The organism is Arthrobacter sp. StoSoilB22, assembly GCF_019977315.1.
GTDB lineage: Bacteria > Actinomycetota > Actinomycetes > Actinomycetales > Micrococcaceae > Arthrobacter.
The window spans coordinates 2299834-2312245 of record NZ_AP024652.1; the positions used below are offsets into that span (position 1 = coordinate 2299834).

A 12412-nucleotide genomic window follows, 5' to 3' on the forward strand; every position below is an offset into this window, starting at 1 on the left:
TACTCAAGGGCGGCCGGAAGGCCGTCAGGGAATATCTCCGCGACCTTGGAAGTATTCCTGTAGCGGCATGCGAGTTTCAGGCATGCCGCTACTCGTGAGAAACTAACCCGGTGACTCAAACAATGGTGCCCGTAATATTCGATCTGGACGGCACCCTTGTCGATCCTGCCGGAGGTATCACGGGAGGCATTTCTGCAGCCCTCCGGGAAATGGAGCTCCCTGTTCCGGAGCAAGCCGTCTTAAATTCAATGGTGGGGCCTAAACTCAGCGACTCCCTTCTGCATTTGGCCAACGTCCCCGGCGAATTGGTGGATGAAACCATTGAGCGATACCGGCGTCACTATAGGGAAACCGGTATTGGCCAGAGCAAGCTGTACCCGGGCATCTTCGATCTCCTTGAGTATTTCGCGGAGACCGGCCGGGCCGTTGCGGTAGCCACCCAGAAGCCACAGTCAATTGCGCGGCTGGTGCTTGAGCACCACAGAATCGCAGACTTTTTCGTCTCCATTCGGGGTGCTGCGGACGACGAATCCCTCAAGGCCAACACGGCGCCCGGCAAAGTCGAGATCGTGGGCGCGGCCTTGAAGGATCTTCACTCCCAGCCGGCCGTCATGGTGGGGGACAGGCATCAGGACGTCGCGGGTGCTTTGGCCAATGGACTGGACTGCATCGGGGTCAGTTGGGGTTTCGCCCCGGACGGTGAACTTGAGGAAGCCGGAGCAGTCGCAGTAGTAAGCACCGCCGTGGAGCTTCGCAGCACAATTGAAGAACTTGACGCTGTCCGCGCGGCAGCCCTGAGCGAGGTACAAAACGATGGCAGTCTTTGATGCGATCCGCTGGACAACCCGTGGCCTGATCTCCTCCACGTGCCGTCCAACGGTCATTGGACTGGAGAACGTTCCCAAGGATGGGCCATTCATCGTGGCACCCAATCATCTGTCCTTCCTGGACAGCGTCATCGTCCAGGCGCTCATGCCCCGGCCTGTTGCTTTTTTTGCCAAGGCGGAATACTTCACCACCAAAGGCGTCAAGGGCGCGGTGATGAAGTCGTTCTTTGAAGCAGTGGGTTCCATTCCCGTTGAGCGCGGCGAGCAGGCGGCCAGCGTGCAGGCGCTCAAGACGCTGCTGGACATCCTGGAATCCGGTAAGGGCATCGGCATCTATCCTGAAGGCACCCGGTCCCGGGACGGCATCCTATACCGGGGCAGGACGGGTGTGGGCTGGCTGGCCCTCACTACTGGCGCTCCGGTGATCCCGGTGGGGTTGATCGGCACCGAGAAACTGCAGCCTGCGGACAAGAACGCAGTCCGTCCCCAGCACTTCACCATGAAAGTGGGCGAGCCCCTTTACTTCGACAAGACAGGCCCGGACCATTCGTTGCCGGCCAGGCGCGAAGTCACTGACAAGATCATGGATGCCATTGCGGTGCTCAGCGGGCAGGAACGGTCCACAAGCTACAACCAGAGCAAGTCTGTTGACTAAGGCCTGGTAAACCGGCTCCGTGGCAAAGAGTGTCGTTACGGTTCACTAGACTGGAATCGTGGCAGATCCAGCAAGTTACCGGCCCCAAACGGGTGAAATTCCCACCACCCCCGGCGTCTATCGTTTCCGTGACCCCCATGGTCGGGTCATTTATGTGGGCAAGGCAAAGAACCTCCGTTCCAGGCTGAACTCGTATTTCGCCAACCCTGCAGGTCTTCTTCCCAAGACCCATGCAATGGTCCACGCGGCCAGTAGCGTGGAATGGACCATGGTAGGCAGCGAGCTGGAATCGTTGCAGTTGGAATACACGTGGATCAAGGAGTTCAAGCCACGGTTCAATGTGGTCTTCCGGGATGACAAAACTTATCCCTACCTAGCGGTCACCATGGGGGAGAAATATCCCAGGGTCCAGGTCATGCGTGGCGAGAGAAGGAAAGGGACCCGGTATTTCGGTCCCTACACTGCCGGTGCCATCAGGGAGACCATGGACACTCTTCTGCGGGTCTTCCCCGTGCGGAGTTGCAGCGCCGGTGTCTTCAAGCGGGCTGAGTCCAGCGGCCGGCCCTGCCTTCTGGGGTATATCGACAAATGCTCGGCACCCTGTGTCGGACGGGTTACCCCTGAGGAGCACCGTGGACTGGCTGAGGACTTCTGTTCCTTCATGGGCGGCGAAGCCAAGCGTTTTATAGGCCGGCTGGAAAAGGACATGGCTGCCGCCGTTGCTGAACTGGACTACGAGCGCGCGGCGGGCCTGCGGGACGACATCATCGCCCTCCGTAAGGTCTTTGAACGGAACGCAGTGGTCCTTGCCGAGGACACTGACGCAGACGTCTTCGCCCTCCATGAGGATGAACTTGAAGCGTCCGTTCAGGTGTTCCACGTGCGCGGCGGCCGGGTCCGGGGCCAGCGCGGTTGGGTGGTGGAAAAGGTGGAAGATGCCACCTCCCCGGAACTGATCGAACATCTGCTGCAGCAGGTTTATGGAGAAGACAGTGAAGTTCAGGGCCGCATCCCACGGGAAGTCCTGGTTCCCGAGAACCCCAGCAACCATGCGGAACTGACTGAATGGCTGGGGGGATTACGCGGGGCAAGGGTGGACATCCGGGTCCCGCAGCGCGGTGACAAGGCTGCCTTGATGTCCACGGTGCGCGAGAATGCGGAGCAAGCACTGAAGCTGCACAAGACGCGGCGCGCTGGAGACATTACCGTTAGGTCCGTTGCACTTCAGGAACTGCAGGAGGCGTTGGAGATTCCGGTTCCCCTGCTGAGGATTGAATGCTTCGATATTTCCCACGTCCAGGGCACCAACGTGGTCGCGTCCATGGTGGTAGTGGAAGACGGGCTGCCCAAAAAATCGGATTACCGGAAGTTTTCCATCACGGGTGCTGCGGCCACGGACGATACCGCAGCCATGCACGACGTCCTCACGCGCCGGTTCAGGCACTACCTGACGGACAAAGCTGCCCAGGTCCCCATTGTTTCCGGGGAGATCGTCAACCCCACGCGAACCGGCGCCAAAAGCAGTGCCAAGCTTCCGACGTCGGACCCTGAAGTTCAGGCCCCGAAGGCCAAATTCGCGTATCCGCCCAATCTTGTGGTGGTGGACGGCGGGCAACCGCAGGTCAACGCCGCGGCCCGCGCCCTAGCGGAGTTGGGCATTGATGACGTTTACGTGGTGGGGCTGGCAAAGCGACTTGAGGAAGTCTGGCTCCCGGACAGCGACTTCCCCGTCATCCTTCCCCGAACATCTCAAGGCCTGTACCTGCTGCAGCGCATTCGCGACGAAGCCCACCGATTCGCCATCACGTTCCACCGGCAGAAGCGCGGCAAGGCGATGACGGTCTCGGCCCTGGATGGCGTTCCTGGGCTGGGTGAGGCAAAGCGAAAGGCACTGGTGGCGCATTTTGGCTCACTCAAGAAGATCAAAGCCGCGTCAGTGGAGGAGCTGACATCGGCCAAGGGCATCGGACCGGCGCTTGCAGCCGCGGTGGTCCAGCACCTTGGTGCTACTGAGGATTCAGGTGAAACGGCACCGGCGGTGAACATGACCACCGGCGAAATCCTTGAATCTTAGCTAGGGTAAGAACTTGTCCGGTCGGCGCGATCGAGCTGCCGGACGCCTGTAACCGGCTGCTTGCACCACGGCGCCCCGGGCGGCAACCACGATCATTTTCACTGACCACTTCCTACGAAACGGGGACAACTGATGGATGAGGCTACGGCAGGGTCCGGCACGGAGCAGGACGGCCTGACGCCCGTGAAGCCGCCGGAGGCTGAGCTGTTGGTGGTAACCGGCATGTCGGGTGCCGGCCGCAGCACCGCCTCGGACGCCTTGGAGGATCACGGCTGGTATGTGGTGGACAACCTTCCTCCGCAGATGCTGGGTACCCTGGCCGAAATTGTCTCGCATGCGCCCAAGTCCATTCCCAAGCTGGCAGTAGTGGTGGACGTTCGCAGCAAGGATCTCTTCACGGACATCCAGACCGCTCTGGGGGCATTGAGCGCAAGCGGCATCACGTTCCGGGTCCTCTTCCTGGATGCCAATGACGACGTCCTGGTCCGCCGTTTCGAGCAGGGTCGCCGCCCGCATCCGTTGCAGGGCGGCGGGAGGATCCTGGACGGCATCGGGATTGAGCGTGAGGTCCTGCGCGAACTGCGTGAACACGCCGATGTGGTACTGGACACCTCCGACTTCAACGTCCATGGGCTGGCCACCGCCATCACTGAATTATTCAGCGATACCGGCCCTGTGACACTTCGGCTCAATGTCATGAGCTTTGGTTTCAAGTACGGGCTCCCCGTGGATGCGAACTTCGTGGCGGACGCCCGCTTCATTCCCAACCCGCACTGGGTTCCCCAACTTCGGCCCCATACGGGCCTGGATGAGGACGTCAGCGAGTATGTCCTGGGCGCGGCGGGTGTCCAGGAGTTCGTGGATCGTTACGTTCGGGCGTTGGAGCCTGTCCTGGACGGCTACCGGCAGGAGAACAAGCATTACGCCACGCTGGCTGTTGGTTGTACAGGAGGCAAGCATCGCTCAGTGGCGGTGGCCATGGAACTGTCCAAGCGCCTGGCCCAATACCCCCGCGTCACTGTGACCACCACTCACCGCGACCTGGGGCGCGAATAGTGGGGGTCCTGACGGGACCGCTGCCACTCATTCCGCCCAAGGGCGTTCCCGGCAGCCAACAGAAGAAAAGCCCCTCCGTGGTCGCCCTGGGTGGCGGTCACGGACTGGCCGCTTCGTTGTCCGCCCTGCGGCTGCTCACCTCTGAGCTGACGGCAATCGTCACAGTCGCGGACGACGGCGGCAGTTCCGGGCGTCTGCGTGAGGAGTACGGTGTCCTTCCGCCCGGAGACCTTCGGATGGCGCTCAGCGCCCTTTGCGACGATACGGACTGGGGGCGGACGTGGCGGGACGTCATGCAACACCGCTTCGAAGCCGGTTCGGCTAAAGGCGGTTCGCTGGATAACCACGCCATGGGCAACCTCCTGATCGTCACGTTATGGGAGCTGCTGGGGGACACTGTTGCCGGCCTCAAGTGGGCGGGAGCGCTGCTTGGCGCCCGCGGCCAGGTCCTGCCCATGTCCAGCGTTCCCCTCACCATTGAGGGCAAGGCCCGCGTGGAGTTGCCCGATGGCGGCAATGAACTAAGGACGGTTCGGGGACAGGCGAAATGTGCCGTGGCAGGAAAGCTGGAAGAAGTCAGGCTCCTTCCCGATGCCGCCCCGGCCTGCGTGGAGGCTCTCACTGCTATCGAGCTTGCTGATTGGGTCATCCTCGGCCCCGGCTCCTGGTACACCTCGGTTCTGCCGCACTTGCTGCTGCCTGAGCTGCGGCGGGCCCTCGGTGACACCGCCGCCAAACGCTGCCTCACCATGAACCTGGATGTGGAAACCAAGGAAACTTCCGGCATGACCGCAGCGGACCACTTGGACGTTCTACGCCGCTATGCGCCTGAGTTCACAGTGGACGTGGTCCTGGCCGATCCCTCAGCCGTGCAGGATCTCAAGGCTTTTGAGAAGGCCGCTGCAATGATCGGTGCCGAAGTGGTGTTGGGTAGAGTAGGTGCGTCGAGGCGCCGCCCCGTCCATGATCCACTGCTGTTGGCAGCGGCGTACCACGATATTTTCGGGAACAGTTAGGAACACGCGATGGCACTTACTGCGTCGGTCAAGGACGAACTGTCCCGGCTGGACATCAAGAAATCTTCGGTCCGCAAGGCGGAGGTTTCGGCAATGCTGCGTTTTGCGGGCGGCTTGCACATCATTTCGGGACGTATCGTCATCGAGGCTGAGGTGGATCTTGCCTCCACCGCACGCCGTCTCCGGGCAGCGATCGCCGAAGTTTACGGACATCAGAGTGAAATAATCGTTGTTTCCGGCGGAGGCTTGCGCCGGGGGAGCCGCTACGTCGTCCGCGTTGTCCGTGACGGCGAGGCGCTGGCCCGCCAAACCGGTTTGCTGGATGGCCGTGGGCGCCCTGTCCGCGGTCTCCCTTCAGCGGTCGTGAACGGCTCCGCTGCAGATGCTGAGGCTGTGTGGAGGGGTGCATTCCTTGCTCATGGCTCGCTGACCGAACCGGGTCGCTCCTCCTCCCTTGAAGTGACCTGCCCCGGCCCTGAATCGGCGCTGGCACTGGTCGGCGCAGCCCGACGCTTGGGGATTCAGTCCAAGGCGCGTGAAGTTCGCGGTGTGGACCGCGTGGTCATCCGCGACGGCGACACCATCGCTGCTCTCTTGACCCGCATGGGCGCGCATGACGCCCTGATGGTTTGGGAAGAACGCCGGATGCGAAAAGAAGTACGGGCCACCGCCAACAGGCTGGCCAACTTTGATGACGCCAATCTTCGGCGCTCGGCGCAAGCCGCTGTGGCAGCGGGCGCCAGGGTGGACCGCGCGTTGGAGATCCTGGGAGACGACGTCCCTGACCACCTCAAGTACGCAGGGGAGCTTCGTGTTGCCCACAAGCAGGCGAGCCTGGATGAGCTCGGCCGCCTCGCCGATCCGCCCATGACCAAGGACGCCATCGCGGGCCGTATCCGACGGCTCCTTGCCATGGCGGACAAACGTGCGGTGGATTTGGGCATTCCCGGGACTGAGGCAAATGTGACTCCCGAAATGATGGACGAGTAGGGCGCACCCATAGAATCGAGAAAGTGCGGAGGAAATACTGCAAGGCCACCGCGGGTTGTTCCCGATGGAGGCAAGAGCAGTTTGCTTCGCCAAGGATTTCCGGCCGGCCCGCTGGCCGGATGACATAACGAGAGTTACCAACCGGACGTGAGTCCACTACATTGGAGGATTTCGTGACAGAGTACGTTCTGCCCGAGCTCGGCTACGACTACGCAGCACTCGAGCCGCACATTTCTGCAAAGATCATGGAGCTGCACCACAGCAAGCACCATGCGGCATACGTTGCAGGCGCCAACAACGCCCTCTCCCAACTGGCCGATGCGCGCGAGAAGAATGATTTCGCCAACATCAACCGCCTCTCCAAGGACCTCGCGTTCCACACCGGCGGCCACATCAACCACTCCGTGTTCTGGAACAACATCTCCCCGGACGGCGGCGACAAGCCCGAAGGCGAACTCGCAGCCGCTATCGACGACGCCTTCGGCTCGTTTGATGCTTTCCGTGCTCAGTTCAGCGCAGCTGCCCTGGGCCTGCAGGGTTCCGGCTGGGCTTTCCTGGCCTATGAGCCCATCGGTGGAAACCTGCTCATCGAGCAGCTCTACGATCAGCAGGGCAACGTAGCCGTGGGCACCACCCCGCTGCTGATGCTGGACATGTGGGAGCACGCCTTCTACCTGGACTACGTCAACGTCAAGGCTGACTACGTCAAGGCATTCTGGAACATCGTCAACTGGGCAGACGTCGCCAAGCGCTTCGAAGCCGCCCGCGCCAACGCCACGGGCCTCATCGTCCTCTAGTTGGTGAGTTCCGGTTCACGCAGATGTAATAAAAGTCACCTTTAGCGTGAAATCGGGCGAAATGCTCAAAAGCCTGCCTCCGCAGTTGCGGGGGCAGGCTTAGTTAAACGTAAGATGGATCACGGAAGGCGGTTAGCCTTCAGCAACGTGGCTGGTCGCCCTCCGATCTGATAATCACCTCTGCCCAAAGACGTGCGGGGTCTGTTAGTTGGAAATATTTGATCCGACTCACTAGGCGTGCTTGCAAGAGCACCAAGGAGATTGACACATAGTGACCACCCGTATTGGTATCAACGGCTTCGGCCGCATCGGCCGTAACTACTTCCGCGCAGCACTGGCCCAGGGCGCAGATCTTGAGATCGTGGCAGTCAACGACCTCACCAGCCCCGAAACGCTCGCGCACCTCCTGAAGTACGACTCCGTCGGCGGCCGTCTCGCCCAGACCGTGGAAGTTGTCGATGGAAACCTGGTAGTTGACGGTAAGTCCATCAAGGTCCTTGCTGAGCGTGATCCCGCCAACCTGCCTTGGGGCGAGCTTGGTGTCGACATCGTCATCGAGTCCACCGGCTTCTTCACCAAAGCTGCAGCCGCACAGAAGCACATTGATGCCGGCGCCAAGAAGGTCCTCATCTCTGCACCTGCCAGCGACGAAGACATCACCATCGTCATGGGCGTCAACCACGAGCTGTATGACCCCGCAGCCCACAACATCATCTCCAACGCATCCTGCACCACTAACTGCCTCGGCCCGCTGGCCAAGGTTGTCAATGACGCTTTCGGCATTGAGCGCGGCCTGATGACCACGGTCCACGCCTACACCGCAGACCAGAACCTGCAGGATGGCCCGCACGGAGATCTCCGCCGTGCCCGCGCTGCTGCGATCAACATGGTCCCCACGTCCACCGGTGCTGCCAAGGCAATCGGCCTGGTCCTCCCGGAACTCAAGGGCAAGCTGGATGGTTACGCCATTCGCGTGCCCGTCCCCACCGGCTCCGCTACGGACCTCACGGTCACTGTTTCCCGCGAAGTCACGGTTGAGGAAGTCAACGCTGCCGTCAAGGCTGCCGCAGAGTCCGAGCAGTTCGCTGGAATCCTCAGCTACACGGACGCCCCCATTGTGTCCTCGGACATCGTCGGAGACCCCGCCTCTTCCATCTTCGATTCCGGCCTCACCAAGGTCATTGGCAACCAGGTCAAGGTTGTTTCCTGGTATGACAACGAGTGGGGTTACTCCAACCGCCTCGTAGACCTCACGGAGCTCGTCGCATCCAAGCTGGGCTAGGGTAGACACATGACATCTCACACCCTCAACGAACTCATCGCTGAAGGTGTCCGCGGGCGGTACATTCTGGTCAGAAGTGACCTGAATGTGCCGCTCGACGGCTCTGCAGTGACCGACGACGGCCGTATCAAGGCCTCCCTTCCGGTCCTCAAGAAGCTGTCGGACGCCGGTGCCCGTGTGCTCGTAACCGCCCACCTCGGCCGCCCCAAAGGCACACCTGAGGAAAAGTACTCCCTGAAGCCCGCTGCAGCCCGTCTGGCGGAACTCGCGGACTTCACGGTCCAGCTGGCCGAAGACACGGTGGGAGATTCCGCCAAGGCGCTTGCAGCCAATCTCCAGGACGGCGAAGTTCTCGTCTTGGAAAACGTTCGGTTCGATGCCCGCGAAACCAGCAAGGACGACGCCGAGCGTGGCGCGTTTGCTGACGAACTGGTTGCCCTCACCGGAACAAACGGTGCCTTCGTCGATGACGCTTTTGGCGCCGTCCACCGGAAACACGCCAGCGTCTTCGATGTCGCTACTCGCCTGCCGTCGTACCTGGGCGACCTCGTTCACACGGAGGTAGAGGTTCTTCGGAAGCTCACCACGGACACCCAGCGTCCCTACGTTGTGGTTCTTGGTGGCTCCAAGGTTTCGGACAAGCTGGCAGTCATCGACAACCTCCTGGGCAAGGCTGACACCATCCTGGTTGGCGGGGGAATGCTCTTCACCTTCCTGGCCGCAGCCGGACACAAGGTCGCGGGCAGCCTCCTTGAAGAGGACCAGATTCCTGTCGTCCAGGATTACCTCAAGCGCGCGTCCGATGCCGGAACGTCGTTCGTGATCCCCACAGACGTGGTGGTCGCAAGCCGTTTCGCTGCAGACGCTGAGCACGAGGTCGTCAAGGCAGACGCCATTGAGGACAGCCGTTTTGGTGCTTCCGGGATTGGGCTTGATATTGGCCCGGAATCTGCATCGGCATTCGCTGCCCAGATCGAGGGTGCCAAAACCGTGTTCTGGAACGGCCCCATGGGCGTCTTCGAATTCGAGGCCTTCTCCAGCGGCACGCGCGCCATTGCGCAGGCCCTGACGGATACCGTTGCGTTCACCGTAGTTGGTGGCGGCGATTCTGCTGCAGCAGTCCGCACCCTCGGCTTCGAGGATTCGCAGTTCGGCCACATTTCCACCGGTGGCGGCGCCAGCCTGGAATACCTTGAAGGCAAGGAACTTCCCGGTCTGAGCGTCCTGGACCGCTAAGCATCAACCGACCGGCAGGGCGCAACCGCGTCCTGCCGGTCGTTCCATATCTCAACGCATTTTTTTGGAGTTCATGTGACTACCTCTGCTAACGGCAACTTCATCCGCAAACCCTTCATCGCCGGCAACTGGAAGATGAACATGGACCACGTCCAGGGAATCACCTTGCTGCAGAAGCTGGCCTGGACACTGTCCGACGCCAAGCACGACTACAGCCGTACCGAGGTGGCAGTGTTTCCTCCGTTCACGGACCTCCGCGGTGTCCAGACGCTGGTTCAGGGTGACGAGCTGGAAGTCGTCTACGGCGGCCAGGACCTGTCCCAGTTTGACTCCGGCGCTTACACGGGCGATATCTCCGGTCAGTTCCTGAGCAAGCTTGGCTGTGCCTACGTCCTGGTGGGCCACAGTGAACGCCGCACTATCCACAACGAGTCTGACGATGTTCTGAACGCCAAGGTCAAGGCCGGCTTCCGTCACGGAGTTACTCCCGTACTGTGCGTAGGAGAGGGCCTTGAGATCCGTCAGGCGGGCACGCACGTGGAGCACACCCTGGCTCAGCTTCGCGCCGGTGTGGAAGGCCTCACGGCTGAGCAAGCTGCTGAACTCGTTGTGGCTTACGAACCCGTCTGGGCCATTGGCACCGGCGAAGTCGCGGGCCCGGAAGACGCACAGGAAATGTGCGCAGCCATCCGTGCTGAGCTCGCCGAACTCTTCGACGAAACCGTCGCAGCGAAGACACGACTGCTCTACGGCGGCTCTGTCAAGGCCAACAATGCTGCAGCCATCATGGCAGAAAGCGACGTTGACGGATTGCTTGTGGGTGGCGCCAGCCTGGACCCCGCTGAGTTTGCTAACATTGTCAGGTTCGAGAGCCACCTCGTCACGGACTAGTCCGGCTCCCGATTTCCGCTTCTTCGAAAGGCCGTCGTGGACGTTCTTCAAGTCATTCTGCAGATCCTGCTGGGCATCACCAGCCTTCTGCTGACTCTGCTCATCCTCCTGCACAAGGGACGTGGCGGCGGTTTGTCCGACATGTTCGGTGGTGGTATGAGCTCCGGATTGAGTTCGTCCGGTGTCGCCGAGCGTAACCTGAACCGCTTCACCATTATCCTTGGCATCACGTGGGGCGTCGTGATCATCGGCTTGGGCCTGATCATGCGATTCACCTCCGGTGGCGATTCCTAGTCCTACCAGGAAAGGGAGGCTCCTGACGGGAGCCTCCCTTTTTTGTCCCGGGCACCCAACGCTACTGCCGCCGTCGGGCCCCTCGCACTAGACTTGCCCTGTTGGCCGTGACGGCCCACCACCGAGTCGCGAGGGGTTCGAAAATGGTTCATGGCACGTCCGGATATCGGGGCACACGCGTAGGCGTTACCCAGGGTTCCAGTCCGCGACATCAGAGCGACCACGGCCCCGGACAACAAGTGCCGCGTATTCGCGTTCCCTACTGGTGCGCCAAGGGACACGAAACGCGGCTTGTTTTCCTTAAACTGCCGGACGAGCAGATTCCCAAGACGTGGGACTGTCCCAAATGTGGTTCGCCCGCCACGCGTGACCCCGGGCATCCGGCCCCGGAAAGACCTGACGATGAGATTTTCAAATCTCACCTGGACTACGTTAAAGAACGACGCTCCAGCCAGGATGCCGAAGTGGCCCTGGCCGGAGCGCTGGATCGGTTACGCGCCCGCGGGGTCCTTCCGGACCAACTGCTGGGGGACACGTGACGCCGCATTCTCGTCGATAAGCCATAGGGTCCTCGCCCGCCCCACCGGACCCGCTGCGGGGACCTGAACAGGGTTGGCACCCGCGAGGGCCAGGCCCACGGCTCCTGCCTTATCCTCGCCGGCAACAACCATCCAGATTTCCTGTGCGGTATTGATCGCTGGAAGCGTCAGCGAGATGCGCGACGGCGGCGGCTTAGGTGAGTTCTCCACGCCCACCACAGTGCGGGTCTTCTCGCGAATTCCGGCTTGCTCAGGAAAGAGCGATGCTACGTGTGCATCTGGTCCAACGCCCAAGAGCAGGATGTCAAAGCGCGGCAGGATTCCCGGTTGCTCAGGCCTGTTGTCTGATGTGTCTGCTGCGTGCTCAGCCTCAGCAGCTGCCTTGAGCTCCTGGGCGTAAGCTGCTGCTGCTTCGTCAGCTGTGGCATATGCATCGGTGGAGCCGGGTTCGTGAACCCTGGCCGGGTCGACCGCCAAGTGGGCTAGCAGTGCTTGGTGGGCCTGGCGCGTGTTCCTGTCATCGCTGTCGGCAGCGACGAACCGTTCATCGCCCCACCAGAAGTTCACCCTCGACCAATCCACGGCAGGTGCGGCAGCGGAGTCAGCCACAGCCTTCAGGGTCCCGATACCAACGGTTCCGCCGGTGAGGACCACCGTGGCCTCGCCATGCTTGTCCTGGACATCCACAAGCTTGGTGATCAGACGTGCCGCTATGGCGGCCATCAACACCTTCGAGTCGGGGTGGATACTTACTC

At 61.4% G+C, this 12412-nt stretch carries 13 protein-coding genes; 12 read left to right on the top strand and 1 reads right to left on the bottom strand.

Features of this window, described 5'->3' with window-relative positions; genetic code table 11:
• Positions 1 to 110: 110 nt before the first annotated feature.
• From LDN70_RS10700 to LDN70_RS10755, 12 genes are all read left to right on the top strand, one after another.
• Entirely contained in the window at positions 111 to 827 is a 717-nt protein-coding gene (locus LDN70_RS10700; protein WP_166840778.1) for an HAD hydrolase-like protein, read from the top strand.
• Positions 814 to 1482 (top strand): lysophospholipid acyltransferase family protein, encoded by a 669-nt coding sequence (locus LDN70_RS10705; protein WP_142939241.1) that lies wholly within the window; start codon positions 814 to 816, stop codon positions 1480 to 1482. Before LDN70_RS10700 ends, LDN70_RS10705 begins: the two co-directional genes overlap by 14 nt.
• Before the next feature lie 58 nt (positions 1483 to 1540).
• The gene (uvrC, locus tag LDN70_RS10710; RefSeq protein ID WP_166840776.1) at positions 1541 to 3556 is read left to right on the top strand and encodes an excinuclease ABC subunit UvrC; all 2016 of its coding nucleotides are present in this window, start codon (positions 1541 to 1543) and stop codon (positions 3554 to 3556) included.
• A gap of 132 nt (positions 3557 to 3688) precedes the next feature.
• Positions 3689 to 4612 (top strand): RNase adapter RapZ, encoded by a 924-nt coding sequence (gene rapZ / locus LDN70_RS10715; protein WP_142939239.1) that lies wholly within the window; start codon positions 3689 to 3691, stop codon positions 4610 to 4612.
• Positions 4612 to 5628 carry a gluconeogenesis factor YvcK family protein gene (locus LDN70_RS10720; RefSeq protein WP_223940304.1) on the top strand — a complete coding sequence of 339 codons (1017 nt, stop codon included), beginning with the start codon at positions 4612 to 4614 and terminating at the stop codon, positions 5626 to 5628. The genes rapZ and LDN70_RS10720 overlap by 1 nt, the downstream gene beginning before the upstream one ends.
• Before the next feature lie 9 nt (positions 5629 to 5637).
• Positions 5638 to 6618 carry a DNA-binding protein WhiA gene (gene whiA, locus LDN70_RS10725; protein ID WP_223940305.1) on the top strand — a complete coding sequence of 327 codons (981 nt, stop codon included), beginning with the start codon at positions 5638 to 5640 and terminating at the stop codon, positions 6616 to 6618.
• Between the two features lie 173 nt (positions 6619 to 6791).
• The gene (locus LDN70_RS10730; protein WP_091467344.1) at positions 6792 to 7415 is read left to right on the top strand and encodes a superoxide dismutase; all 624 of its coding nucleotides are present in this window, start codon (positions 6792 to 6794) and stop codon (positions 7413 to 7415) included.
• Between the two features lie 271 nt (positions 7416 to 7686).
• A complete protein-coding gene (gap, locus tag LDN70_RS10735) occupies positions 7687 to 8697 on the top strand; it encodes a type I glyceraldehyde-3-phosphate dehydrogenase (protein WP_089595055.1) in 1011 nt (336 codons plus the stop codon).
• Positions 8698 to 8706: 9 nt separating this feature from the next.
• Complete coding sequence (locus LDN70_RS10740) at positions 8707 to 9933, top strand: phosphoglycerate kinase (protein WP_223940306.1); 1227 nt, start codon at positions 8707 to 8709, stop codon at positions 9931 to 9933.
• 75 nt (positions 9934 to 10008) lie between these two features.
• Complete coding sequence (gene tpiA / locus LDN70_RS10745; RefSeq protein WP_166840771.1) at positions 10009 to 10824, top strand: triose-phosphate isomerase; 816 nt, start codon at positions 10009 to 10011, stop codon at positions 10822 to 10824.
• Positions 10825 to 10860: 36 nt separating this feature from the next.
• Positions 10861 to 11118, top strand: coding sequence for a preprotein translocase subunit SecG (gene secG, locus LDN70_RS10750; RefSeq protein WP_017198454.1), 258 nt, complete (start codon positions 10861 to 10863; stop codon positions 11116 to 11118).
• Positions 11119 to 11261: 143 nt separating this feature from the next.
• Entirely contained in the window at positions 11262 to 11657 is a 396-nt protein-coding gene (locus LDN70_RS10755) for an RNA polymerase-binding protein RbpA (protein WP_223940307.1), read from the top strand.
• On the opposite strand, the gene pgl is transcribed toward LDN70_RS10755, so the two are convergent.
• A complete protein-coding gene (pgl, locus tag LDN70_RS10760) occupies positions 11610 to 12380 on the bottom strand; it encodes a 6-phosphogluconolactonase (protein WP_208095884.1) in 771 nt (256 codons plus the stop codon). The genes LDN70_RS10755 and pgl overlap by 48 nt on opposite strands.
• Positions 12381 to 12412 lie beyond the last annotated feature (32 nt).